Source organism: Pseudomonas sp. 31-12 (assembly GCF_003151075.1).
In the GTDB taxonomy this organism is placed as follows: domain Bacteria; phylum Pseudomonadota; class Gammaproteobacteria; order Pseudomonadales; family Pseudomonadaceae; genus Aquipseudomonas.
The window spans coordinates 3,284,001-3,309,076 of record NZ_CP029482.1 but is presented as its reverse complement, the minus strand read 5'-3'; the positions used below and the strand labels follow the sequence as shown (position 1 = coordinate 3,309,076).

Annotated in this window: 22 protein-coding genes and 1 pseudogene; 15 read left to right on the top strand and 8 right to left on the bottom strand. The window is 57.1% G+C overall.

The features are described from left to right. Window positions 1-4 precede the first annotated feature (4 nt). From xylB to DJ564_RS15550, 7 genes are all read left to right on the top strand, one after another. On the top strand, window positions 5-1,501 hold the full coding sequence (xylB, locus tag DJ564_RS15580) for a xylulokinase (RefSeq protein ID WP_109636045.1): 1,497 nt from the start codon (window positions 5-7) through the stop codon (window positions 1,499-1,501). A gap of 13 nt (window positions 1,502-1,514) precedes the next feature. Continuing rightward, window positions 1,515-2,459, top strand: a complete 945-nt coding sequence (locus DJ564_RS15575) for a carbohydrate kinase (RefSeq protein ID WP_109630993.1) — start codon at window positions 1,515-1,517, stop codon at window positions 2,457-2,459. Window positions 2,460-2,830: 371 nt separating this feature from the next. Beyond that, window positions 2,831-4,903, top strand: coding sequence for a type VI secretion system tip protein VgrG (locus DJ564_RS15570; protein ID WP_109630990.1), 2,073 nt, complete (start codon window positions 2,831-2,833; stop codon window positions 4,901-4,903). Further along, on the top strand, window positions 4,900-5,751 hold the full coding sequence (locus DJ564_RS15565) for a DUF4123 domain-containing protein (protein ID WP_109630986.1): 852 nt from the start codon (window positions 4,900-4,902) through the stop codon (window positions 5,749-5,751). The genes DJ564_RS15570 and DJ564_RS15565 overlap by 4 nt, the downstream gene beginning before the upstream one ends. Beyond that, a complete protein-coding gene (locus DJ564_RS15560; protein WP_256597509.1) occupies window positions 5,744-6,580 on the top strand; it encodes a hypothetical protein in 837 nt (278 codons plus the stop codon). Before DJ564_RS15565 ends, DJ564_RS15560 begins: the two co-directional genes overlap by 8 nt. Then, the gene (locus tag DJ564_RS15555) at window positions 6,531-7,358 is read left to right on the top strand and encodes a hypothetical protein (protein ID WP_256597508.1); all 828 of its coding nucleotides are present in this window, start codon (window positions 6,531-6,533) and stop codon (window positions 7,356-7,358) included. Before DJ564_RS15560 ends, DJ564_RS15555 begins: the two co-directional genes overlap by 50 nt. Window positions 7,359-7,369: 11 nt before the next feature. Continuing rightward, complete coding sequence (locus DJ564_RS15550; RefSeq protein WP_178082302.1) at window positions 7,370-9,499, top strand: lipase family protein; 2,130 nt, start codon at window positions 7,370-7,372, stop codon at window positions 9,497-9,499. Window positions 9,500-9,581: 82 nt separating this feature from the next. Here the strand turns inward: DJ564_RS15550 and DJ564_RS15545 are convergent, their stop codons facing one another. After that, the gene (locus DJ564_RS15545; RefSeq protein WP_109630981.1) at window positions 9,582-9,878 is read right to left on the bottom strand and encodes a hypothetical protein; all 297 of its coding nucleotides are present in this window, start codon (window positions 9,876-9,878) and stop codon (window positions 9,582-9,584) included. Between the two features lie 511 nt (window positions 9,879-10,389). Between DJ564_RS15545 and DJ564_RS15535 the strand changes: the two genes are divergently transcribed. Both DJ564_RS15535 and DJ564_RS15530 read left to right on the top strand, forming a co-directional pair. Then, entirely contained in the window at window positions 10,390-10,656 is a 267-nt protein-coding gene (locus DJ564_RS15535; protein WP_109630978.1) for a DUF2790 domain-containing protein, read from the top strand. A gap of 91 nt (window positions 10,657-10,747) precedes the next feature. Then, the gene (locus DJ564_RS15530) at window positions 10,748-11,143 is read left to right on the top strand and encodes a hypothetical protein (protein WP_109630975.1); all 396 of its coding nucleotides are present in this window, start codon (window positions 10,748-10,750) and stop codon (window positions 11,141-11,143) included. Here the strand turns inward: DJ564_RS15530 and DJ564_RS15525 are convergent. After that, window positions 11,140-11,409 (bottom strand): DUF1652 domain-containing protein, encoded by a 270-nt coding sequence (locus DJ564_RS15525; RefSeq protein ID WP_109630973.1) that lies wholly within the window; start codon window positions 11,407-11,409, stop codon window positions 11,140-11,142. The two genes, DJ564_RS15530 and DJ564_RS15525, sit on opposite strands and share 4 nt — an antisense overlap. A gap of 383 nt (window positions 11,410-11,792) precedes the next feature. Between DJ564_RS15525 and eco the strand changes: the two genes are divergently transcribed. Beyond that, a complete protein-coding gene (gene eco / locus DJ564_RS15520; protein ID WP_109630970.1) occupies window positions 11,793-12,275 on the top strand; it encodes a serine protease inhibitor ecotin in 483 nt (160 codons plus the stop codon). Between the two features lie 33 nt (window positions 12,276-12,308). Here the strand turns inward: eco and ilvA are convergent. Continuing rightward, window positions 12,309-13,304 (bottom strand): annotated as a pseudogene (ilvA, locus tag DJ564_RS15515) (threonine ammonia-lyase, biosynthetic); the annotation flags it as partial. A 248-nt stretch (window positions 13,305-13,552) separates the two neighbouring features. On the opposite strand from ilvA, the gene DJ564_RS15510 reads away from it, so the two are divergent. Further along, window positions 13,553-13,888 carry a DUF2834 domain-containing protein gene (locus DJ564_RS15510; RefSeq protein ID WP_109630965.1) on the top strand — a complete coding sequence of 112 codons (336 nt, stop codon included), beginning with the start codon at window positions 13,553-13,555 and terminating at the stop codon, window positions 13,886-13,888. A 133-nt stretch (window positions 13,889-14,021) separates the two neighbouring features. Here the strand turns inward: DJ564_RS15510 and DJ564_RS15505 are convergent, their stop codons facing one another. Beyond that, window positions 14,022-14,945 (bottom strand): magnesium transporter CorA family protein, encoded by a 924-nt coding sequence (locus tag DJ564_RS15505; protein WP_109630962.1) that lies wholly within the window; start codon window positions 14,943-14,945, stop codon window positions 14,022-14,024. A gap of 7 nt (window positions 14,946-14,952) precedes the next feature. Beyond that, window positions 14,953-16,527 (bottom strand): RimK family protein, encoded by a 1,575-nt coding sequence (locus DJ564_RS15500; protein WP_109630960.1) that lies wholly within the window; start codon window positions 16,525-16,527, stop codon window positions 14,953-14,955. A 92-nt stretch (window positions 16,528-16,619) separates the two neighbouring features. Between DJ564_RS15500 and DJ564_RS15495 the strand changes: the two genes are divergently transcribed. Continuing rightward, a complete protein-coding gene (locus DJ564_RS15495) occupies window positions 16,620-17,714 on the top strand; it encodes a peptidase C39 family protein (RefSeq protein WP_109630957.1) in 1,095 nt (364 codons plus the stop codon). Window positions 17,715-17,844: 130 nt separating this feature from the next. Here DJ564_RS15495 and DJ564_RS15485 read toward each other — a convergent pair whose 3' ends face one another. Together DJ564_RS15485 and DJ564_RS15480 are read right to left on the bottom strand one after the other, a co-directional pair. After that, the gene (locus DJ564_RS15485; RefSeq protein WP_109630951.1) at window positions 17,845-18,996 is read right to left on the bottom strand and encodes a PQQ-dependent sugar dehydrogenase; all 1,152 of its coding nucleotides are present in this window, start codon (window positions 18,994-18,996) and stop codon (window positions 17,845-17,847) included. 51 nt (window positions 18,997-19,047) lie between these two features. Continuing rightward, window positions 19,048-19,395, bottom strand: coding sequence for a hypothetical protein (locus tag DJ564_RS15480; protein WP_109630949.1), 348 nt, complete (start codon window positions 19,393-19,395; stop codon window positions 19,048-19,050). Window positions 19,396-19,588: 193 nt separating this feature from the next. Between DJ564_RS15480 and DJ564_RS15475 the strand changes: the two genes are divergently transcribed. Then, the gene (locus DJ564_RS15475) at window positions 19,589-20,461 is read left to right on the top strand and encodes a Ku protein (RefSeq protein ID WP_109630945.1); all 873 of its coding nucleotides are present in this window, start codon (window positions 19,589-19,591) and stop codon (window positions 20,459-20,461) included. A gap of 128 nt (window positions 20,462-20,589) precedes the next feature. Here the strand turns inward: DJ564_RS15475 and lpxO are convergent, their stop codons facing one another. Then, on the bottom strand, window positions 20,590-21,489 hold the full coding sequence (lpxO, locus tag DJ564_RS15470) for a lipid A hydroxylase LpxO (protein ID WP_109630942.1): 900 nt from the start codon (window positions 21,487-21,489) through the stop codon (window positions 20,590-20,592). A gap of 495 nt (window positions 21,490-21,984) precedes the next feature. Here lpxO and DJ564_RS15465 point away from each other — a divergent pair, with 495 nt between their 5' ends. After that, the gene (locus DJ564_RS15465) at window positions 21,985-23,574 is read left to right on the top strand and encodes an ABC-F family ATPase (RefSeq protein ID WP_109630940.1); all 1,590 of its coding nucleotides are present in this window, start codon (window positions 21,985-21,987) and stop codon (window positions 23,572-23,574) included. A gap of 263 nt (window positions 23,575-23,837) precedes the next feature. After that, window positions 23,838-25,025, top strand: a complete 1,188-nt coding sequence (locus DJ564_RS15460) for an MFS transporter (RefSeq protein WP_109630937.1) — start codon at window positions 23,838-23,840, stop codon at window positions 25,023-25,025. The last annotated feature ends 51 nt before the right edge of the window (window positions 25,026-25,076 follow it).

Genomic DNA, 25,076 nt, shown 5'->3' with positions numbered 1-25,076 from the left:
TTCGATGGCAAACCAACAATTATTCCTCGGCATCGACTGCGGCACCCAAGGCACCAAAGCCGTGATCCTCGACGCCCACAGCGGGCAAGTCCTCGGTCAGGGCGCCGCCGTGCACAGCTTGATCAGCGGTGCCAACGGTCGTCGCGAGCAAGACACCAGCCAGTGGCTGGAAGCGTTCACCCTGGCCACCCGCCGCGCGTTACTCGCGGCGAATGTCGACGGTCAGGACATCCTCGGGATCGGTGTCTCCGGCCAGCAACACGGCCTGGTGCTGCTCGACGAACAGGGCCAGGTGTTGCGTCCGGCCAAGCTCTGGTGCGACACCGAATCCACCCCGGAGAATGACCGTCTGCTGACTCACCTCGGCGGAGAAAAGGGCTCACTGGAACGCCTCGGCGTGGTCATCGCGCCGGGCTACACCGTGTCCAAACTGCTGTGGAGCAAAGAACAGCACCCGGACATTTTCGCCCGAATCGCCCGCATCCTCCTGCCCCACGATTACCTCAACCACTGGCTCACCGGCCGCAGTTGCAGCGAGTACGGTGACGCCTCCGGCACCGGCTATTTCAACGTGCGGACCCGTCAATGGGATTTGCAATTGCTGCGCGACATCGACCCGACCGGCCGCCTGCAAGCCGCGCTGCCTGAGTTGATCGACGCGCATCAAGCGGTCGGCACGATCCTGCCGCGCATCGCCGAACACCTGGGCATCAACCCCCTGGCGCTGGTGTCCAGCGGGGGCGGCGATAACATGATGGGCGCGATCGGCACCGGCAACATCAAGCCCGGCGCGATCACCATGAGCCTCGGGTCTTCGGGCACGGTGTACGCCTATTCCGACCAGCCGAAAGTCAGCCCGGATGCATCGGTTGCGACGTTCTGTTCTTCCAGCGGTGGCTGGCTGCCGCTGATCTGCACCATGAACCTGACCAACACCACCGGGGTCATTCGTGAGCTGTTCGAGCTCGATATCGAGCAATTCAATGATCTGGTGGCAAAAGCACCCATCGGTGCCGACGGCGTGTGCATGTTGCCGTTCCTCAACGGTGAACGCGTCCCCGCCCTGCCCCATGCCACCGGCAGCCTGCTCGGCCTGACCATGACCAACCTGACCCAAGCCAACCTGTGCCGTGCCGTGGTGGAAGGCACGACCTTCGGTTTGCGTTATGGACTGGACCTGCTGCGCCAGAATGGCTTACAAAGCCGCAGCATTTGCCTGATCGGCGGCGGCTCGAAAAGCCCGGTGTGGCGCCAGATCGTCGCCGACATCATGAACACCCCGGTCATCTGCACCGAACAAAGCGAAGCCGCCGCCCTCGGCGCGGCGATTCAGGCGGCGTGGTGCAAGTCTTGGGCAAACGGCCACGAGGACAGTCTGGCGGACCTTTGCGAGCGTTGCGTGAAGCTCGATCCAGCCAGTGAAACCTTGCCGATTGCGCAAAATGTGGCGGCCTGTCAGCAGGCCTATGAACGCTATCAACAGCATGTTGCAACCCTTTAACGAGCGAATAATTATGTATCTGGTGTGTGGCGAAGCGCTGTTCGATTTCTTCAGTGAAGACGACGCTAGCGGGCTTGCTTCAAAAGTGAATTTCAAGGCAATTGCCGGTGGCTCGCCGTTTAACGTGGCGGTCGGACTTCGGCGATTGGGTGTGGACGCGGCGCTGTTGGCCGGGTTGTCGACCGATTACTTGGGCCGACGCTTGCAGCAGGTTTTGCAGAATGAAGGCGTGCGTCCCGATTACCTGGTGGACTTCGCCGCACCGACCACGCTGGCAATGGTCGCGGTCGGCGCCAATGGCTCGCCGCACTACAGCTTTCGCGGTGAAGGTTGCGCAGATCGTCAGCTTAAATCCGAGCACCTGCCGGAGCTGGGGCCTGACGTGCGCGGTTTACACATCGGCTCGTTTTCCCTGGTGGTGCAGCCGATTGCCGACACGCTGCTGGCGTTGGTGCAGCGTGAAAGCGGTAAACGCCTGATCAGCCTTGATCCAAACGTGCGACTCAATCCCGAGCCCAACATCGACCTGTGGCGCTCGCGGATTGCGACGCTGGTTGAGTTGGCCGACTTGATCAAAGTCAGCGATGAGGATTTGGGCCTGCTGTATCCCGAACAGGATCCGCAAAGGGTGATTGAAGGCTGGCTGCAGCATCGCTGTCAGTTGGTGTTTTTGACCCGCGGTGGCGAAGGTGCGACGGTGTTCAGCCGCAAGCATGGTTCATGGTCAGTGCCGGCGAGCGCAGTGAAAATCGCTGATACCGTGGGCGCGGGCGATACGTTCCAGGCGGCGTTGATTACCTGGTTGACGGAGCAGCAACTGGATTCAGTTGAGGGTGTGCAATCGCTTGAGCGCGGGCAAATCGACGGGATGTTGAGGTTTGCGGTGAGTGCCGCGGCGCTGACCTGCAGCAAGACCGGGCCGGATTTGCCGTATCGGCAGCAGTTGGAAATGCGCTGAATGTAAGGCCCTCATCGCGAGCAGGCTCGCTCCCACAGTAGATCTTCAGTGAACACAGGTTGTGTGCCCGGCAACGATCCAATGTGGGAGCGAGCCTGCTCGCGATGGCGATGTAACACACGCCGCCAATCCAACGGTCACACCATCGAAAGCCTGAAATGACTGTCAATTCGGGATCGCCGCAAAGGTGTGACGCTGTCATGTTCAGGAACGGATGACGAACTAAGTCCAGCATTCATTGGCCCAAACCGTGTACCTAGGGGTTTTCCTGATAGCCCAAGGCATCCACGCCTACGGCATTTGCGCCTTGAACGAGGCGGTTTAATGCTGCACCATCCGCACCAGCTTATTCAAAGGACGGAATTAAAGGCATGCTGGACGCGAACGCAACCCATATTTCCCTGACGCTGGAAGGCGTTTCCGTTGACCTGCAAGTGCTCAGCTTCGTCGGTCGCGAAACCCTCAATCAGCCATTCTGTTTCGACATCGAACTGGTCAGCGCCCGTCCCGACCTGAAGCTCGAAGAGTTGCTGCACAAGCCTGGCTGCCTGACCTTCGGCGCAACCGGCGAAGGCATCATTCACGGTCTGGTCTATCGCATCGAGCAAGGCGACTCCGGCAAAAGCCTGACGCGCTACAGCATCAGCCTGGTCCCGCAACTCGCTTACCTGCGCCACAACCATGACCAGCAGATCTTCCAGCATTTAAGTGTGCCGAAAGTCATCGCCCAGGTACTTGAGGCGCGCGGCATCCTGTCTGACGCCTACAGTTTCCAGCTCGGCGCGATCTACCCCGAGCGCGATTACTGCGTGCAGTACGACGAATCCGACCTGCATTTCATCCAGCGTCTGTGTGAAGAGGAAGGCATTCACTTCCACTTCCAACACAGCGCCAGCGGCCACAAACTCGTCTTCGGCGATGACCAGACGGTGTTCCGCAAACTCGCGCCCGTGGCCTACCAGCAAGACTCCGGCATGGCCGCCACGAAACCGGTGATCAAGCGCTTCAACCTGCGCCTGGAAACCCGCACCTCCCGCGTCAGCCGCCGCGACTACGATTTCGAAAAACCACGCATCCTGCCCGAAGGCGCCGCCAAGAGTACCTTCGCTCCAGACCTCGAAGACTACGACTATCCTGGCCGTTTCACCGACCGCGCACGCGGCAAACAACTGGCGACCCGCGCGCTGGAACGCCATCGCAGCGACTACAAACTCGCCGAAGGCAAAGGCGACGAGCCCACCCTGGTCAGCGGCCACTTCATGGCCCTCAGCGAACACCCGCGCGCCGAGTGGAACGACCTCTGGCTGTTGCTCGAAGTCGTGCACGAAGGCAAGCAGCCGCAAGTGCTCGGCAAAAACGTCACCAGCGACGTCACCCACAACAAAGACGATTTCCATCAGGGCTACCGCAACCGCTTCCTCGCCACCCCGTGGGACGCGCACTTCCGCCCTGCCCTCGAACACCCGAAACCGAAAGTCCTCGGCAGCCAGACCGCCATCGTCACCGGTCCGCCCGGCGAAGAAATCCACTGCGACGAATACGGCCGCGTCAAAGTGCAATTCCACTGGGACCGCGACGGCCAGGCCAACGACAAGACCAGTTGCTGGTTACGCGTCGCCACCGGCTGGGCCGGCAGTGCCTACGGCGGCATCGCCATCCCGCGGGTCGGCATGGAAGTCCTCGTCACCTTCCTCGAAGGCGACCCCGACCAACCGCTGATAACCGGCTGCCTGTTCCACAAGGAAAACGTCGTCCCCTACGACCTGCCGGCGAACAAGACCCGCAGCACCTTCAAAACCCTCAGCTCACCGGGCGGCAAGGGTTACAACGAGTTCCGCATCGAAGACAAGAAAGGCGCGGAACAAATCTACTTGCACGCCCAGCGCGACTGGGATGAAAACATCGAACACGACCAGAAAATCCGCATCGGCAATGAACGCCATGACACGGTCGAGTCCAATGTTTTCAGCGAGTTCAAGGTTGAAGAACACCGGATTACCCATCTGGACCGCAAGACCGAAGCGCGGGCGGATGATCACCTGACCGTGGCGGCGACCCAGCATGTGAAGGTCGGGACGGCGCAGTTTGTCGAGGCGGGTCAGGAGATTCATTACCACGCTGGCGAGAAGGTGGTGGTTGAAGGCGGAATGGAACTGACGGCCAAGGCTGGCGGGAGTTTCGTCAAGGTTGATGCGGGGGGTGTGACGATCAGTGGGGCTGAGGTGAAAGTGAACACCGGGGGGTCGCCTGGGGTGGGGACAGGGATTCAGATTTTGCCGCCCGTCATCCCGTGGGCCGCCGCTCAGGACAAAGCCGGCGCCCTGCTCGTCCCGGCCGCCGTACAAATGGCCATGGCCAAAGCCGCCCGTGCGTCGGGCGACATACGCTGCCCGATTTGCGAAGCCTGCCGTGAAGGCAAGTGCGATCTGGGGACTGCTGCATGAGCGACGCACTGAACAACTGGCTCGGCGAACAGGCAAAACTCAATCGCGTGCTGATCCTGGCCCTGGACAGCCTCGCTGAGCCGAACCCGGTCACTTCGCTCTACAGCGCCGGATTGATGAAGCGCTCGGTGCAGCTCTATCGACGCACCCAATATGCCGATTTCGCCGCCATCAGCCCGTGGCTGACCGAATTGCACGAACCCAACGCCGATGCCTTCCGCAAACTGCTGGACGACCCGCAGCGCAACTGGGGTTGGATCGGCAGCATGGAAAAAGCCGACCTCGACGGCCTGACCCAACACTGGCAGGCGCGGATGGTCATTGAGGAAGACGGCGAACGATCGTTGTTCCGTTTTCAGGACAATCGGGTGATTGCTCGATGCCTCGCTAACTTGAGCGAAACCGAATGGCCGTTGCTGTTAGGCCCGATCAGCAGCGTGCTGTATTGGGACGAGGAGCAATGGAAAAGTGCGGACAACCCCAAGCCCGGAATATACCCGGTGCCCAACCCCGCGCCGTGGTTGCGAATTCCAAACGCGCCGGAGCGTACCCGCAGCATCTTGCGCGAAAACCTGAAACGTTGGCTGCTGGTGTACCACACCGAAGCCGCCGCCAAACTCTCCGAAACCCGCAATGTCCGCGAATGGCTGGAAGAACAGATGGACCTGCTTGAAACCTGGCAATGGAACACGCCAGAACAACGCGAATTCATGCTCAGTCTCAGACTTGATCCCAAATGCGCGGACGACGTGGCTTGGCAGCCATTACCGAGTGAAACCCCAGAGCAGCATTTTGCGCGGTGTCAGCGGGTGTTTGATGCGAGTTTGGGCAAACCAGAGCGTGAATAAGTCTGTGGCGGCTGGCGCAACAGCGTTTGCGGCTGAACACTTTTCTGGACGTTTGCCTTTGTTCCTCGCTGCGGCGGGCGTGGTGGCGGCTTCTGGCTGTTCGGCCATCAAGCCTGCCGATAGTTTTACGTTGCTGACGGAACTGCCGCCTGGGTTCAGCATTAAAGGTGAAGCGTCTTATGTGCCGCGTACGGGGGAAAGCTGCACAGTCCCGGCTCGCGAAGGAAGAAACTACCCAGGTTTAAAATTCTTTGAGCAAAAGCTTAATAACGCAGCTCAGACAGCGAATTTCGAAGTGCCACTGACCAGCAATGAAGGTGGCTGCCTTTTGGTGCTTGATAACTTCGGATATCAGGTTGACGCCAAATATGGTGCTGACTTTCGAAATGTAGGTCGGGCCCATACAAGCGTTTCGTTTCGGGATGGAAGCGCAGAAAGTCCGAGCCCTCCCCCAGTCTTGGTATTGCAGAAGCAGTGCCAATGGTTTTTTCGCACCGCTGGACCTGATCGTTACATCGTTAAGATTCTGAAATGTAAATCTGTAGCAACGCCCGAACTGACAAGAGATTCAGTAGCAAAGGGTCCAATGCCTCGTGCTCAGTTTGCGGGAAAGACAATAAAAGTAGAACTCAAAATTTTAAGCGAGGAAAGACCCGCTGTAGGTGATAACTGGGTGAAATTCCCAGATGGCTGGAGACGCTGTATGGGTGAGAGCCTGGAAGACCCTTATGCATTCTGTAATGGTAATACTACCGATTTCAAACCTTTCAAGATGCCGGATGGACGTGATTGTTCTGTCTACCCCAACTGCACCGAACAAGGACTATAAAATGTTTTATCGAGACTTTTACACTGGACTTGTTCGAGCAGCGGCTATCGGTTTGGGAACGTTTGGGGCTACAGCTTGCTCCGTCGCACAACAGGATAGCTTCACGCTGATCACTGAACTGCCACCCGGATTCAGTATTAAAGGCGAAGCATCCTATGTGCCTCGTACGGGAGAGAGTTGTACAGTCCCATCTCGCCAAGGGAAAAACCACCCAGGCAAAAAATTTTTCAAACAAGATCTTAACAACAAAGCGCAAACAGCACACTTCACAGTCCCACTTATAAGCGACGAAGGAGGCTGCCCTTTAGTACTTAAAAGTTTTGGTTATGAAGTAGACGCAAAGTACGGCCCAGCCCGCCTAAACATCGGAAGAGACTATACTGGGATTTCTTTTGAAGACAAAGCAACTAACACCTCAAAAATAACACCCCCAGACACCCTTCAAAAAGATTGCCAATGGCTGTTTCGAACAGTAGGACCAAAAAATAATATCAGTAAGATACTTAGTTGCAAGGCAGTCGCAGCCCCTGCTTCACCCGAAGCCATACAGCGCGACGAGCTCTCGGGAAAGTCTTTAACAGTCGTATTCTCATTAGCACAAGAAGAGCTTCCCTATATGGGAGACACCTGGATCAAATTTCCCGAAGGTTGGAAGCGATGCTTAGGAAAAAGCATTGAGGACCCCTACGGATTCTGTAACGGAAACACGACCAAATTTAAACCATTTAAGATGCCGGATGGACGTGACTGCACTGTTTATCCCAACTGTACTGAATAAGGATATTTACTATGGAGCCGAAGGCATCATGCAAGCCTTTATTGGGTGAAAAATCACAAGCCTGCCCACTGAGAGGCGATTGGATCAGTTTCCAAGTGGTGGACGAGACAGGCAGCGGCAAACCCTATGCTGGTCTTGCCTATGTATTAGTGGACAGTGCGCGCCAAGAATACCCAGGTGTATTGGATGGCAACGGATCTGCCAAGATTTTCAATCATTACCAAGGACCGGTGGTTCTGACTCTGAATGCGCCATGTTCAGGAGCTGACGAATATTACAAAGCTCTTTCGCAACGGAAAAAATATCCATTACCCATCACTCAGTTCCAAGTCAACGCTGAACAAACCCGTTTTGTTCGAAAAGATGGCTTACGTGTCGAAAACAACCCAGCAAAGGCCGGTGCTGATCAGTTCTTCCACGTTGAAGTTCGAGACCTAGTGAAAAAAAGTGCTCACCTCCCTCCTAGGTCCGAAAAAAAATATCCACCGAATTACAATTTGTTAAAAGTCATGGGCGATATCGGTTTCGGGCCCGAGGAGTCCGAACTATTTGGCGTGGCGCTATTACCCAATAAACACACAGTGCTTGAAGTCCGTCCACTCCGCGCTTTTCGCCCCATGTTATCGAAAGACAAAGAATTCAGCGCCTTAAATTTATATCAACTTTCACTGTTCGCCAGCTTGAGCTATGCCAACTTTGGTCAAGAGCCGCCTGAACAGCCAACTGACACTATAAAATTCCCTCTCAACCCTAGCGTCGGAAATCTTTTTGGTAATGAACTGGCTAGTTTCCGAGAGGCTTGGAAGATCAACGCAGCCCAAACTACCCGCTACTACCCGCTTTATGAAGATGTGCCTTACTCAAAGCGCTTCGAGATTTTGCCGTTCGATCCAACACTCTATGATCAAAACAAAACTGGATTGGGCTTAGCTCAGGAACATCCAGCAAAATGGCATTTTTTTGATGATAGTGAAATAGAAGGTGGTACTAATACACAGGCATTCATAACTCACCATGACGCAGTCATTCTAATATCCATTCGCGGAACTCTGGAGCTCGTAGACTTTGTGCGAGACACCGATGCGGAGCAAGTACCGTTTGAAGAAGGTGTTGGCAAAACGCACCAAGGTTTCTACACAGCCTATAAGGCGATGAGCACCTTCATTCAAGTCTATCTTGAGCAGTTTTATACTGGGCAAAAGATCATTATTTGCGGACATAGCCTAGGCGGGGCAATCGCGACGTTACTCGCAGAAGCATTACGACGCAGTCCAAATGCGTACGACATATTGCTTTATACCTACGGCTCGCCACGAGCCGGTGACGCCGACTTCGTCAACGGCGCGGCAGACTTGGCCCATCACCGCATGGTCAACAGCAACGACCCTATTCCAAGTGTTCCCGCGCCCTGGATGAACACTCGCAAAAGTATCTGGATGCCCGGCGTGGTCCTCAGTTTTGTCACCGCCCCTTTAGGCGCACTTATTTTCGCTATAGGCCTGTCGCGAACTGGCGGTGCTCCATACGAACACCAGGGTAATCTGCACCATTTCATGCCCGTTCATTTTAAAGGGCGCGAGCAATCCGCGGTTCTCTGGGACCCAGGTTGCGACTCTATCGAAGAGGCGGCTTGCACCAAGGCATTGAAAAAGTTCGGCGATATGCCCGACCGTGATGCTTTTGTGATGCAACTGTTCCAGATGAGCGATCACTACATGGTGCCCTCCTACATTCCGTACGCTTGGGCAACATTGCGCCGCTGGCAGCAAACCCAGGAAAGCGGGACTACCGTGGTTACCAAAACAGAGTACGACCAGGTTTACTACCAATTGCAAGAGATGCAGGAGCGGCTGAAGGCGAAAGAAGCTGAACTGAGGTTCGCTTACCAATCTGACCGTCGGCAGTACCAGCAAGAGGCAAATGTGTTGAGAGCAGAAATTGGACGGCTTGATACATCAAGACAACGGATTCACACCCTTAGCTTCCTCAAACTAGTGCCTGAGGACATCTACGGCTCCGCCACTCAAGCGCCGGAACATAAAATCAACGTAGATCGCTGGATGGCAAAAAAAGAAAACAGTGTCGAGGTCCAGCTCGCGATGATTCCTGATGCAAGCAGCAGTGACCTGAGGACAGCGTAGTTTTCAGGAATGCTTTAACTCGGTACGCGTGTAAACAAGCCAGTGTCCGCAGGAGACTGGCTTGTTATGTACCGCAGTGGCGTCAGACCGGCGCCTTCCACCCCATCATCCGCTGCTGGGCAACCTGCAACAGATCACAACCATCCTGAGTCAGAAGGTAAACCGCATGAGTGATGTGGGGGATATCCTGAACATCGCCGTGCTTGAAGCATTGGCAGTGGAGCGTTTCAAGCAGCTGACTGGAGGCCCGGACCCGCTGTAGAGCGGCTTCGAGGATGTCTTGGGGATTGGCTTCGGTGTCGATCACCAAGGGACTTGAGTCGGTAACGCTGCTGTTGATTGAACGGTAGCGATCGGGAAATGCGTTTAGCGTTGTCATAGAAAGTTACTCATCTGTTTTGAAGTAACCGCCCCACCGTGACCAAACGATGGGAGGCGGACTGTATACAGGCTTGGTCAACCGAGAACAGTAACTCAGCTCGCCCGAAGGCGTCCTGCACACAGCCGCCACAACGATGCGCTATAAGGACGTAGATGTCCGCTTGGCGAATCATGGCACACATATGTGCACTGTTCTCACAGGTGACCAAACCTGTCCGCTGATTTTGCAGCGAGCCCAAACAGTAATCGCTTCAACCCATCCGGCGAAAGTCGACAAGGCGCCTGCCCTTGTAGGACCAAGCCGAAGACTTCGTAGACGCTTTCCTAACGAATCATCCGACAGAAAAAAACCTCGCGACAGGCGGCGTTCAGCCGGGTTAACCATCCGTTAACCGCGCGGTCCAAGACTTTACTGGACCGCACGCCCTCAGGTTCCTCTGACGCCCAGTGCGGCAGGTTCGACGCTCAATCCGTCGAGCTGACTCAACGTCTGCACTGGAGATCGCCCCATGAACATCCGTACGCTGCTGATGACTTCCGCCCTCGCCTGCACCGCATTTACCGGTCTTGCGCAGGCCAATGACACGTCGTCCTCGCAAGCCACCCCCTATCACTACGGCATGCCGTTGAACATCGGCAAAGTGGTCGCCCTGACTGAACCGAACACACTGGAATGCAAAGTGATCACGGCCGACATGAAGTACGTCGACACGTCAGGCAAACCCGAAGAAATCAGCTACCGGAAGCTTTCTGACGCGTGCAGTTATCAGAACTGACTGAAAGGTCTGATTTTGCACTTTGCGGTACTCCTGTGAGGGATCTGGCGCTATGCTTTGGCGCCCCCCCTCACTGCCGCAAGGATTCGCCATGCAGTTATCGTTTCGCACCCTGTCGACCCTCACTTCCCTTCTGTGTTTTCTGCTGGCCCTGGTCTGGGGCTTGATGCCGGATTGGCTGCTGGCGATCTGGAGTATTGAATTTTCATCGGCGGCAGGGTTTGTCGCGCGGCGCAGTGCGGTGCTGTTCGCGGCATTGGGCGTGATGTTTTATCTGGTTCGAAACGAGGCGCCGTCTGTTACCCGTAATGCGCTGAGCACCGGGTTTACCGTCGGCTGTTTTGGCCTGGCAGTGCTGGGTTTCGGCGAATGGCTCAATGGCCATGCCGGGCCGGGCATATTGCTGGCTGTGGTGGTCGAGTCGGCGCTGGGCTTGGGGTTTATCCAGACCCGGCGCGTGTCAGCAGAACTCGAAACTGCAGGTTAAAGCGCCTTCCTGTCGGGATGCAATGGTCGATTCGCTTCCCGATGCTGCATCTCAGAGCGTAGCCCTGCAATCAGGTCGTTGATTTCACGGCAACCGTTCAGGTGTTTGGCATTTATCCCGGTCACCATCAGATCGAGGTGATCGGTTTCACGGTCGGAATACACCTTGACGGTCATCGACAGGTCCGGCGACAGCGTGCACTGACAGCGTTTCGGCAAAAAACTGCTTTCAACGATATTGCGTAACTCCAAGGCAGAAAGAAACATGGCGACCCTCTCCTAATTGTGAGATTGCCAATTAATATCCAACGTCGGCGGTGCTGAGATCTCCCGCTTTACTTCCTTTGCGGGGTTTCTACGCCTCAACAACGGGCCGTTTTCTCGTTCCAGAGCTGACTCAATAATGTCCCGGTCAACCTAAGATCTGCTTGAGCATAAAACATGCCGCAAATTTCGCCGTGCAGCTCATCGGCAAATCAATGATTTAGCGGATTTGCCTATAAATGGCTCATGCAATCTGCAAGAAAGGGCTGCTTGAGCCCTGCAATTTGCATACATTCCCACACGTATTTGCATTGGTGATGGACGGCGGTAAAAATGCACCAGTTAATCCAGTATCCGCTGACCCTACTCACACGCAAGGAGGCATTATGGGTTCATTGACCTGTATCACTACCGTCGGGCTGATTGTGGCCGGATTGTCCGGCGCGGCCCATGCCGCCAAGCTCGAAGCGGTCGCGCCGTTTCCCAAAGCCGAGAGCGGATTAACCCGCCAGGTCATTCATGTAGCGCCGCAGCCCCAGGAAGAAAACTTCCAGGTTGAGGTGCTGGCCGGCAAGACCCTGACCGTAGACTGCAATCGCCAACGCCTGGGCGGTATCCTTGAAGAAAAGAATCTTGAAGGCTGGGGTTACCCCTTTTACCGCCTGGAAAAAGTCATCGGCCCGATGAGCACGATGATGGCCTGCCCCGACGGCAAGAGTAAAAAGGAGTTCGTACCTGTGGTCGGTGACGGCTTCATGCTTCGCTACAACAGCAAGTTGCCGATCGTGCTCTACGTGCCCAAGGACGTCGTAGTCCGCTATCGGATCTGGTCGGCGTCGAGCAAGGTCGAGAACGCCGTCCAGGAATAAGGCCGCCGCCCCTCGTCATGCTGAAGCGCCGCTTAACGCGGCGCGCTCGGCAACATGCCGCAAACTGTCGAAATTGATATTGGCGCCTGAGTCGATCGCGACCAGCGTTTGACCGCGTGCACCACTGCGAGCGATGTACTTTTTGATGCCGGCCACGGCCAAAGCGCCAGAAGGTTCGGTGATCGAGCGGGTATCGTCGTAGATATTCTTGATCGCGGCGCAGAGTTCGTCGTTGCTGACGGTCAATACCTCATCAACGCAAAACCGACACACTTCAAATCCATAAGCGCCGATTTGCGCCACTGCCACGCCATCGGCGAACGTTCCTACGTTGGGCAATACAACCCGCTCACCGACCTGCAATGCGGCGTTCAAACACGCGGAATGCTCTGACTCGACGCCAATGATGCGGACTTCAGGGCGCAGGTATTTGACGTACGCCGCGATGCCGGCGATCAGACCTCCGCCGCCCACCGGGACGAAGATCGCGTCCAGCGGGCCTTGATGTTGGCGCAGGATCTCCATGGCGACCGTGCCCTGCCCCGCGATCACGTCCGGGTCGTCGAACGGCGAGACGAAGGTGCAACCGGCTTGCTCGGCCAGGCTCAGGGCGTATTCGAGGGCGAACGGAAAGCTTTCGCCATGCAGCACGGCGTCGGCACCACGACTGCGTACCCCAAGCACTTTCAATTCTGGCGTCGTGCGGGGCATGACAATGGTGGCGGCGATCCCCAGCTCACGCGCCGCCAACGCCACGCCTTGGGCGTGATTGCCCGCTGAAGCCGTGATCACACCGCAAGCCTTTTGCTCATCGCTCAGTTGCACCAACTTGTTGTAAGCGCCACGAATCTTGAATGAAAAGGTCGGTTGCAGGTCTTCGCGCTTGAGCAAAATCCGGTTACCCAAGGCCTCAGACAGCGCCGGTGCCGGTTGCAATGGTGTGCGCACGGCCAGTTCATACACCGGCGCGGCGAGGATCTTTTTCACGTAGTGCTCAAGCAAGGCCTGCTGGGCGGGGGTGCTGCTCATGGTCGTCTCCTGACATTGATCGGGCCCCAGGAGACAGAAAGTAAAAACCCGCCTCTAGGGCGGGTTGGGTGCTGCAGTCGTGAGCTAGCCCGCCAAATAAGGAATGGCGGTAATAATGCTTGGCTGGCAGCGCAATACGGTGGAAGTCATGGCTGGAAATTAGCCGGGCGTTGCAGGCAAGTCAATGGCCAATTTTCTTCGGCCTCTGTAGGCTGGCGCCACCGCTCATTGTCCCAAGGAAGGAAACCATGAAGTCTGTCGCCCTGCCCCTGATTGCCCTGATCGCCTTTGCCGGTTACACCGTTTCAGTGATGCTCCAGGCGGAGCAGTCGCTGATCGACTTCGGCATCAGCCTGATGTCACGCCCGGATACTGCGCAGGTGGTGATTGATCTTTATCTGTTGGCGATTCTGGCCGGGATCTGGATATATCACGATGCGCGCAAGCGTGGGCAGTCGGGGTTGTCGGTGATTCCGTATTTGTTGATCACGGCGGTTTTCGTGTCTGTCGGGCCGTTGTTGTACCTCGTGGTTCGGGGGCTTAAGAACCGCAGGAATTGCGTCGATGCGAGCCAGCAAGCCTGATTCGGAAGTTGTTTTGATGCTGCTAAAGCAATCGCGGGCAAGCCCGCTCCCACAGGTTATCGGTGTTCTTACAGACGACACCTAACCTGTGGGAGCGGGCTTGCCCGCGATTGCGGCCTGACTGCCAACACCGTCATTTCGCCAACCGCCTGAGCCCAAACACCATCGCCCCCGCTCCAACCATCATCGCCGTCAGAAACAACGGATACGACACCCACCACGGCGTGTCCCGGGTCATCATGCTGAACTCGGACATACCGCCAATGCTCGCAATCAGGTTCAACGGCAGAAACACCACGTTAATTAATGTCAGCTTGCGCAGCAGGTTGTTCATGCTGTTGTTCATCAGGTTACCCCGGGCATCGATCAGCCCGGAGAACACCGTGGAATAGATTTCCGCCTGTTTGTAGCACTGGTTGTTTTCGATGATCAGGTCGTCGATCAGGCCGATGGCTTCGGCGCTGAAGTGTTCCTTGGCCGCGTGATTGCGCAGCCGCGTCAGGACCGCGCCGTTGCTGTGAATCGCGTTGATGTAATAGATCAGGCTTTCGCTGAGGTTGAACATCTGGATCAGGTGCTGGTTCTGCATGGAGGCGTTGAATTTCTGCTGCAACTCCCGGGCAACCAGCTTGATCACCTTCAGATGACCCAAATAGTGATGGATGTTGTTGAACAGCAGATCGAGCAGCACATCCAGCGGCGTATTCAACCGCTGCCGGGTGCCGAGCCCGTGCAGCGGCGCATCGTCGGTGGCAATCACCAGCAATCGCTGCGCTGAAAACAACAGGCCACAGGACGACACTTCAAAGGCCAGGCTGCCGGCGCCGGAGTAATTCTCCGGGCGCTTCCAGATCAGGAACAGGTTGTCGGGGTGGAACTCGATGCGCGACACCTCGTCAGGGTCCAGGGCCGAGGCCAGCGCGTGCTCATCGAGCTTGAAATGGCTGTGCAACAGATCCCGTTCGGCGGCATCGGGATTGCTGAACAACATCACCTCAGCGTCTAGTCGCTCGACCGATTGCAAGGCGCCGCCGACCAGTTGAAAGCTTCTGATCATCGGCCGATCACCAGGCCTGGCCGCGACGCTTCAGTTCCAGCCGACGGACGAACTCCTCCAGCACCAGCGAGTACAGATCGTCCTGCAGGTACGCGTCTTCGATTCCGGCGTCCATGTTGGGGTTGTCGTTGACTTCGATCACCACCACCTTGTCGCCGGATTGCTTGAGGTCGACGCCGTAAAGGCCGTCGCCGATCAGGTTGGCGGTTTTCACAGCCAGGTCGACCACGGCGCGCGGGGCTTCGTGGACCGCGAGCGTGCGGCATTCGCCGTTGATGTCCTGGCCCTTGGCCTTGTGGTTGTAGATTTGCCAATGGCCCTTGGACATGAAGTATTGGCAGGCGAAGATCGGTTTGCGGTTGAGCACGCCGATGCGCCAGTCGTATTCGGTGTAGAAGAATTCCTGGGCCAGCAACAGCACCGAGTGTTCGAACAATTCGGCGGTGGCTTCGAGCAAGGCTTGCTGGCTTTCGACCTTGATCACGCCCCTGGAGAAGCAGCCGTCGGGGATCTTCAGCACCAAGGGAAAACCCAGGCGTTCGCCGACCCTTTCGAAATCTTCCGGTCGATCCTTGTAGAGGATTTCGGTGGCCGGCATGCCGAGTTGATGGCTCTTGAGCAGATCGGTCAGGTAGACCTTGTTGGTGCAGCGCAGGATCGACGTCGGGTCGTCCATCACCACCAGCCCCTCGCTCTCGGCTTTTTTCGCGAAGCGATAGGTGTGGTTGTCGACGCTGGTAGTCTCGCGGATCAGCAAGCCGTCGTATTCGGCGATGCGCGCGTAGTCTTTGCGCTCGATCAACTCCACATCGATGCCCAAGGTCTTGCCGACGCGTATGAAATTATCCAGCGCCTTCGCGTTGGAGGGCGGCAAGGCTTCCTGCGGATCATGCAGGATGGCCAGGTCATAACGGGCCAGTCGTCGTGAACGCGGCACGCGCCAGATCTTGCGACTGAAACTGTCCAGAGAGTTAGCGAATTGATCTTCCTGGTCTTCGCGCAACCTATGCAAGGCGCCGGACTTTATACCTTCGATGTGCCAGCCGTTAGTTCGGCGAAACTCAACTAATAATATTGGACACGGAAACACTTCAAACAACTGACGCGCCAAATCCTGCAACGGCTCGATGTTGGTTTTGCCAAAGTACAACGTCAGGGTAAAGCCTTCGGTGTCGCTGTAAAGGTGATTGCTGAGGGCTTTTTCCAGGGGTTTGTCCAGGTCGTCCAGCGCCAGGCCGTACAGGGATTTTCTGGTCAATTCGCTGATGGTCCGCACCGACGGAATGACCTTGTGCCCCCGCGCTTCGGCAAGCAACGAGCAGTAATAACCGTGGCCCAGATACTTGTAGCTGCGGCACAGGTTGATCACCTGGACCCGTTTGCCCTGTTCGTTGTCCCGCGTCTGCTCGAGGTATTCCTGGGCGCTGACAATATCCTCGCTGGGAAAATACGAGGCCCAGTCTTCCTTGCGTTCGACGATGATAATCAACTGACTGGAAGTTCTGCCTGCGTCATTTAAATAAGTTGCTGCCGGCAAAGTTTGCTCGGATACTTCGCGCCAATGACCTTGTACCGCTGACATAGTGATTGATCCGTTGGAGAACAAGACCTTTCCTATTAAGCACGAACTTTTTCGAAAGTCCCGTTTCGTTACGCAACTTTTACGGCGGTCATATGAATACTGTCTTTCGCTTGGCGGTGGTTGAAGACTTACCCGCACTGCTGGAACTCGAACAACAATGTTTCACCACGGATCGGCTCAACGGTCGCAGCTTTCTGTGGATGATCACCCGGGCGCATGGCCAGTTACTGGTGGCCCAGCGTGGCGAGCAATTGGTCGGCTACGCGGTGGTGCTGTTTCACCGAGGCACTTCGCTGGCGCGGCTTTACTCGATTGCCATCGCGACCGGGGCGCGCGGCAGTGGGCTGGGCAAGCAGTTGCTCGAACGCATCGAATCCTGCGCCCTAGAACATGATTGTGCCTACTTGCGGCTAGAAGTGCGCATCGACAACCCCGCGGCGATTGCCTTGTATGAGCGCAACGGTTACCGGCGTTTCGCGCTGATCCATGACTATTACCAGGACCATGCCGATGCGCTGCGCCTGGAAAAACGCATTCTTGAGCACCGCGATTCGCGCAACATCAAGGTGCCCTGGTACCGGCAAACCACCGATTTCACCTGTGGACCGGCTTGCCTGCTGATGGCCATGGGGGCGCTGCAAGGTGATCGATGGCTGGAACGTCGCGAGGAACTGCAAATCTGGCGCGAGGCGACGACGGTGTTCATGACCTCAGGTCATGGCGGCTGCAGCCCTCAAGGCTTGGCGCTGGCGGCCTGGCGTCGGGGTTTTCGGGTGCGGCTGCAACTGAGCATGGCGGGACCGTTGTTCCTCGATGGCGTGCGCGATGAGCATAAAAAAGACGTAATGCGTTTGGTGCACGACGAATTCACCACACAGTTGGAAGAAACTGATGTGGAGCGAGTGATCGGTGGTCCGCTGGACCTTCCTCGGTTACTGAACGATGGCGGTCAACCGCTGGTGCTGATCAGCAGCTATCGGCTGACCCGCTCCAAAGCGCCGCATTGGGTGATCGTCACCGATTGCGATGACGAATTCGTCTACCTGCACGACCCGGATGTGGACCACAGCCAGCATCGTCAACCGATGGACTGCCAGCATTTGCCCGTCAGCCATGGAGAGTTCGAGAAGATGTGCAGCTTTGGCCGGGGCAAGCTTCGGGCGGCAGTTATCTTGTATGCCCGGTGACGCCACCCATCCATTGTGGGAGCGAGCTTGCTCGCGATGGCGGTTTCACATCCGACACTGTTGGTGACTGATACGCCGCTATCGCGAGCAAGCTCGCTCCCACAGGGTAAGTGGTGGTTTCAGGAACCAGTTACTTCAGGCCGATTTTGTACAGCCCGCCATCGTCCTCATCGGTCAGCACATACAAATACCCATCCGGCCCCTGCCGAACATCGCGAATGCGCTTGTTGAGCTCACCGAGCAAGCGTTCTTCGTGAACCACTTTGTCCCCATCAAACTGCAAGCGAATCAACTCCTGGCTCACCAGCGCACCGATGAACACGTTGTGCTGCCAGGCCTTGAAGCGATCAGCGTCATAGAACGCCATGCCGCTGATGCCCGGCGACTTTTCCCAGACATGGTGAGGCCCCACGGTGCCTTCAGCGGTCTTGCCTTCGGCTTCCGGAATCGGCTGGCCGGAATAGTTGATGCCGTGGGTCGCCAGCGGCCAGCCGTAGTTCTTGCCGCGTTCGATGATGTTGATTTCATCACCACCCTGCGGGCCATGCTCGTTCTCCCAGAGGACGCCGGTCCACGGATTGAGCGCCGCGCCTTGCGGATTGCGTTGGCCATAGGACCAGATTTCCGGACGCACCCCGGCCTGGCCGACAAAGGGGTTGTCGTCCGGCACCTTGCCGTCCGGGTAGATCCGCACGACCTTGCCTTGCAGCTTGTCGAGGTCCTGGGCGGTTGGCCGATCGTTGTTTTCACCCAAGGTGATGAACAGATAACCGTCGCGATCAAACACCAATCGCGAGCCGAAGTGATTGCCGACTGACAGCTTGGGTTCCTGGCGGAAAATCACTTTGAAATCCTTGAGGGTGTTCAAATCTTCGGACAATTGCCCCCGCCCTACCGCCGTGCCGGCCTTGTCGCCCGCGCCGCCACCTTCGGCGTAGGACAGATACACGGTGCGGTCCTGTTTGAAGTCGGGTGACAGCACCACATCCAGCAAGCCGCCCTGCCCCTTGGCCCAGACCTTGGGCACGCCATCGATCGGTGCCGACAGCTTGCCGTCGTAACCGACCACCCGCAGGTCGCCGGGCCGTTCCGTGACCAGCATGCCCTTGCGATCAGGCAGGAACGCCAGGGCCCATGGATGTTCAAGTCCTTTGGCGACTTGCGTGACCTCAAGAGTGCCCTGTTCGCTTTTCATTTCCTGGGACGGCGCCGCAAGAACGGGGGGCGTGGCGGTGATCAGTACGCTGGCGCAGAAGGTGGCCAAGAGGGTTTTACGCAACATGCACGATTCCTTTTGTCGTTCGAATGGCTGGCAAGAACGCTGTCCTGCCGTTCAACGGTTGCTGGTGTCTGCGTCTCGATGAGGCGGATTGGGAATGAATTTGGGAGGGCTGGCGGGCGCCGTTCGGTTCTGGGGATAGCGATTGCCGATACCGCCGTTATCCAACGTGGGTGGCCGCGGCACGGGCACGGTGTTCGGCCCGCGAATGACCGGGGCACTCGGCTGCGTGCCTTGCATGCTATTGGGATTGGCCCGGCGGATCGGGCTGTTGTAAGGGTTGTTATTGCCGGCGCCCGTCGGACTTTGGGCCAGCTGTAAAGAAGGAACGTCGGCCCGGGCCAGATTGCTCAACAGGCCACTGAATGCCAGTACGGTGCAGGCGAGCACGAATCGGTTCATGGAAGGCCTCTGGACGGCAGCGCGGATAGGATCTTCGATAGCACGCTACGCCCGGGGTTCGGATTTGTTAACTAAAACCTCTTTCACAAGATGTAACACCAGTTGACGGCCCAGCAGGACCGGGCCGCAGCCCGCTGAAACTTTTGCGCCGCGCTGCGGGTCACCTGAACACATCACTTGCGAGTAGACGACCATGGCACGGGCAATCTGGAAAGGCGCAATCAGTTTCGGGCTGGTGCATATCCCTGTGGCGCTGGTCTCGGCGACGTCTTCGCAAGGGGTGGATTTCGACTGGCTCGACAGCCGCAGCATGGAGCCGGTGGGTTACAAGCGCGTCAACAAGGTCACAGGCAAGGAAGTCACCAAGGAAAATATCGTCAAAGGTGTGCAATACGAAAAGGGCCGCTACGTGGTGCTCAGCGAGGACGAGATCAAGTCGGCGCACCCGTTATCCACGCAGACCATCGACATCTTTTCCTTTGTCGACGCCGAACAGATCCCCCTGCAAAACATCGACACGCCCTACTACCTGGCGCCGGATAAACGCGGCGGCAAGGTGTATGCGTTATTGCGCGAAACTCTCAGCAAGACCAATAAGGTCGCCCTCGCCCACGTTGTCCTGCATACCCGTCAGCACCTGGCGGCGTTGATGCCGCTGGAATCGGCGATGGTGTTGGTGATGCTGCGTTGGCCCGCTGAAGTGCGCAGCCTGGATACGCTGGAGTTGGGCACTGAAGTGACCAAGCCCGAACTGGCCAAGGGCGAGCTCGACATGGCCAAGCGTCTGGTGCAAGACATGAGCGCGGACTGGAAACCTGAGGATTACCGCGACAGTTTTGAAGACAAGATCATGGCGTTGGTCGAGAAGAAGGCCAATGAAGGGAAGATCGAGGATGTGGAAACGGCGACGGGTGAAGAGGAACGTAAAACGGCGGATGTTATCGATTTGACCGAGTTGCTTAAACGCAGTTTGGGGGGCAAGGCTGGCGGGAAGACGGTTGCGAAACCGAAGGCTGCGGAGAAATCGGCAGCAGCGAAAAAAACCACGAAGCGGTCGAGTGGTTGATCGTACGGAGTGTCTGAGCGTTTTTCGGAGAATCTACCGGCCCCATCGCCAGCAGGCTAGCTCCCACAGTTGGAATGCATTTGGTAGCCAGCCTGCTGGCGATGGCGTAATAAGCGGCGACGCAGAGTTCAGATCAGTACAAAGAATGCAAGCAACCCACCAAAAATCGCCCACTTCTCAAGGTAGTAAAGTTTGCGATTACTCTTCTTCAGCGCCTTGCCCCGCAGGCGAATCTTGTAAATCTTGGCGAACAGACGGTTGATGCCACCGGTCTTGTCCCCCGCATCATTCGGCGCGCCCGCCGCCGACATCACGTTACGGCTGAACCAGCCATTGAACGCCGCCGCCCAGCGATACTTCATCGGACGCTCGACGTCACAGAACAGAATGATACGGTTCTGCTGGGTGGTGTTTTCGGCGTAGTGAATGAAGGTCTCGTCGAACATTACTGCTTCACCGTCGCGCCAGTGGTAGTTCTCGCCATCGACATTGATGTAACAACCGGCATCGTTGGGCGTTTCCAGGCCCAGGTGATAACGGTACGAGCCGGCGTAGGGATCGCGGTGGCGGACCAGTTTGGACCCCGGCGGCAACTCGGCGAACATCGCGGCTTTGATCGACCCGATGCTTTGCACCAGCTCGGTGGTACGTGGGCAGAGTTTCGTCGCCGAAGGATGGCTGTCGCCATACCACTTCAAGTAGAAACGCTTCCAGCCGGTCTTGAAGAATGAGTTGAAACCGACGTCGTCGTATTGGTTCGAACGCTTGATCTCCCCGGCCCTGAGCAGGTTCTGGCCTTCGGCGCGTATTTCTTCCCAATGCTCCTGCAACGGGCTCAGGTCCGGAAAATCGGCCGGATTGAGGTAAGGCTTGTTGGGGATTTTCGAGAACAGATAAAGGAAGCAATTGATCGGCGCGAGAAACGACGAGTGATCGCTCAGTTGGCGACCCAGCTTGTGGCGCACCCGACCGCGCAGGTGGACATAGGCAATGGATACTACATAGATAGCGGCAATGATCAGTTTCACAGAAATCGTCACACGTCAGAGGTGAACAAACTGCTTCCCCGGCCAACCTAGCGGCACAGGGGACTTGTGCAGCGTCTGAATACGAAACAGCGGTCCCGGTGGCACGTCCTTGAGCCTGCGCCGACGGTCGGCGCCTGGTGGAAAGTGGCATTTTAGTCTCATTTTGTAACCAATAGTTAACCTTCAAATGTGAAAATCTGTCCGCTGGTGCCGCCAAAGCGCCCGTGCGGCCTTAACGCCCTATCGTTTAAAGAGCCAGACCAGTACAATCGCCGCCAAACATTACGCGCCCCCCTTGGTTGATGACGGGAATGAACCCCGTCTCAGCGCACTTCGACTCGGGCCAAGCGCTCCAACTGCTGCTGTCCACTTATTGCCAGATGGACCTTCCGCTTCTGACCGGGATGCATTTCCCGTGGTTTGAAAACCGGAAACGGGTACTGAATCGGTACTGCCGCAACCCTAGCTACTCTGAATGCTTCGCAGGAAAAACCTTTGATCTCTACAGCTAACATCACGATGCAATTCGGCGCCAAGCCGCTATTCGAAAACGTTTCGGTCAAGTTCGGCGCGGGCAACCGCTATGGCCTGATCGGCGCCAACGGTTGCGGCAAGTCGACTTTCATGAAAATCCTCGGCGGTGACCTCGAGCCGTCCGGCGGCCAGGTCATGCTCGAGCCGAACGTGCGTCTGGGTAAATTGCGCCAGGACCAGTTCGCCTACGAAGAATTCACCGTCATCGACACCGTGATCATGGGTCACGAAGAGCTGTGGAAGGTTAAAGCCGAGCGCGACCGCATCTACTCGCTGCCGGAAATGACCGAAGAAGACGGCATGGCTGTGGCCGAGCTGGAAACCGAATTCGCCGAAATGGACGGCTACACCGCCGAATCCCGTGCCGGTGAATTGCTGCTGGGCCTGGGTATCGGCATCGAACAGCACTTCGGCCCGATGAGCGAGGTTTCCCCAGGCTGGAAACTGCGTGTATTGCTGGCACAGGCGCTGTTCTCCGATCCTGAAGTACTGTTGCTCGACGAACCGACCAACCACCTGGATATCAACACCATCCGCTGGCTGGAAAACATCCTGACCCAGCGCTCCAGCCTGATGATCATCATCTCTCACGACCGTCACTTCCTGAACAGCGTGTGCACCCACATGGCTGACCTGGACTACGGCGAGCTGCGCCTGTTCCCGGGCAACTACGACGAGTACATGACTGTGGCGACCCAGTCCCGCGAGCAGCTGCTGTCGGACAACGCCAAGAAGAAAGCGCAGATTTCCGAGTTGCAATCGTTCGTCAGCCGCTTCTCGGCCAACGCCTCGAAAGCCAAACAGGCCACGTCGCGCGCCAAGGCGATCGACAAGATCCAGTTGGCCGAAGTCAAGCCTTCGAGTCGTGTGAGCCCGTTCATCCGCTTCGAACAAACCAAGAAGCTGCACCGTCAGGCGGTCATCGTCGAGCGCATGGCCAAAGGCTTCGACGGCAAGCCGCTGTTCAAGGACTTCAGCTTTGTCGTTGAAGCCGGCGAGCGCGTGGCGATCATCGGCCCGAACGGTATCGGTAAAACCACCCTGCTGCGCACCCTGGTCAACGAACTGACCCCGGATGCCGGTACTGTGAAGTGGACCGACGCTGCGGAACTGGGCTACTACGCTCAGGATCACGCACACGACTTCGAAGACGACTGCAACCTGTTCGACTGGATGGGCCAATGGACCCAGGGCGGCGAGCAAATCGTTCGCGGCACCCTCGGCCGGATGCTGTTCTCTAACGATGAGATCCTCAAGTCGGTCAAGGTCATCTCCGGTGGTGAGCAAGGTCGCATGCTGTTCGGCAAACTGATCCTGCAAAAGCCGAACGTGCTGATCATGGACGAACCGACCAACCACTTGGACATGGAATCCATCGAAGCGCTGAACCTGGCGCTGGAGAACTACCCGGGCACGCTGATTTTCGTCAGCCACGACCGTGAATTCGTATCGTCGTTGGCCACCCGCATTATCGAACTCAGCCCTAGCGGCGTGATCGATTTCAGCGGGACTTATGATGACTACCTGCGTAGCCAGGGCGTTGTGTTCTAAGCGTTCGCTATAAATGAAAAGCCCTGTCCTTGTGACGGGGCTTTTTGCGTTTCAGGGCCCAAAAATCCGTTGGTGCTGAAACCTTCGCGAGCAAGCCCGCTCCCACATTCTGAATGCGTTCCCCCTGTAGGAGCAGGCTTGCTCGCGAAGAGGCCCTCAATAGCACCGCAAAATTCGAGGCCCGATATAGTTAGCCTGCTTCCTTTTATTCCCTACCCAAGCCATGATGCAGCTCTCCCGCCGCCGCCCGCGAACGAGCCGTCATGTCTGTGCAGCAACTGCCACCGCAAAGCTCAATGGCGATCACCCTGCAGATCGTCTCCATCGTTTTCTATACCTTTATTGCCTTCCTCTGCATCGGCCTGCCGATTGCGGTGTTGCCGGGCTATGTCCATGAGCAACTGGGATTCAGCGCAATCGTCGCCGGGTTGACCATCGGTTCCCAATACCTGGCCACCCTGCTCAGCCGGCCCATGGCCGGGCGCATGTCGGACACCATTGGCACCAAACGGGCGATTGTCTACGGTCTGTCTGGGATCGTGTTGAGCGGCGTATTGACGTTGATTTCAACGCTGCTGCAAAGCTTTCCGTTGCTGAGCCTGTTGATCCTGATTGCCGGCCGCTTGTTGCTTGGCATCGCCCAGGGCTTGATTGGCGTGGGCACGATCAGTTGGTGCATGGGCCAGGTCGGTGCGGAGCACACCGCGCGCTCGATTTCGTGGAACGGCATTGCGTCTTACGGCGCCATTGCGATCGGGGCGCCGCTGGGTGTGGTGATGGTCGCCGAGTACGGCTTTGCAAGCCTTGGGATCGTGCTGTCGCTGTTGGCGTTGGCCGCGCTGGTGCTGATCCGCAACAAGCCTTCGGTACCGGTGATTCGCGGCGAACGCCTGCCGTTCTGGGCGGTGTTCGGGCGCATTGCACCGTTTGGTGCGAGTTTGAGCCTGGCCTCGATCGGTTACGGCACCTTGACGACCTTTATTACCCTCTACTACGTCAGTCGTGGCTGGACCGGTGCGGCCTATTGCCTGACGGTCTTCGGCATCTGCTTTATTTTGTCGCGGTTGCTGTTTATCTCCGCGATCAGCCGCTTCGGCGGTTTCACCTCGGCGATTGCCTGCATGAGCATTGAAACCGTGGGCCTGGTGCTGCTGTGGCTCGCGCCCTCGACCGCTTATACGCTGATCGGCGCGGGGCTGGCCGGGTTCGGTCTGTCGCTGGTGTACCCGGCGCTGGGGGTTGAAGCGATCAAGCAAGTGCCCAACGCCAGTCGCGGCGCGGGTTTGAGTGCCTATGCCGTGTTTTTCGATCTGGCACTGGCGATTGCCGGACCGTTGATGGGCGCGGTGGCGTTGAACCTGGGGTATTCGTGGATTTTCTTCAGTGCGGCGATGTTGTCGGTGACCGGACTCGGACTGACCTTACTGTTGAAACGCCGCTCAATGGCCTGACACCTGTGATCCCTTGTGGGAGCGGGCTTGCTCGCGAAGAAGGAGTGTCAG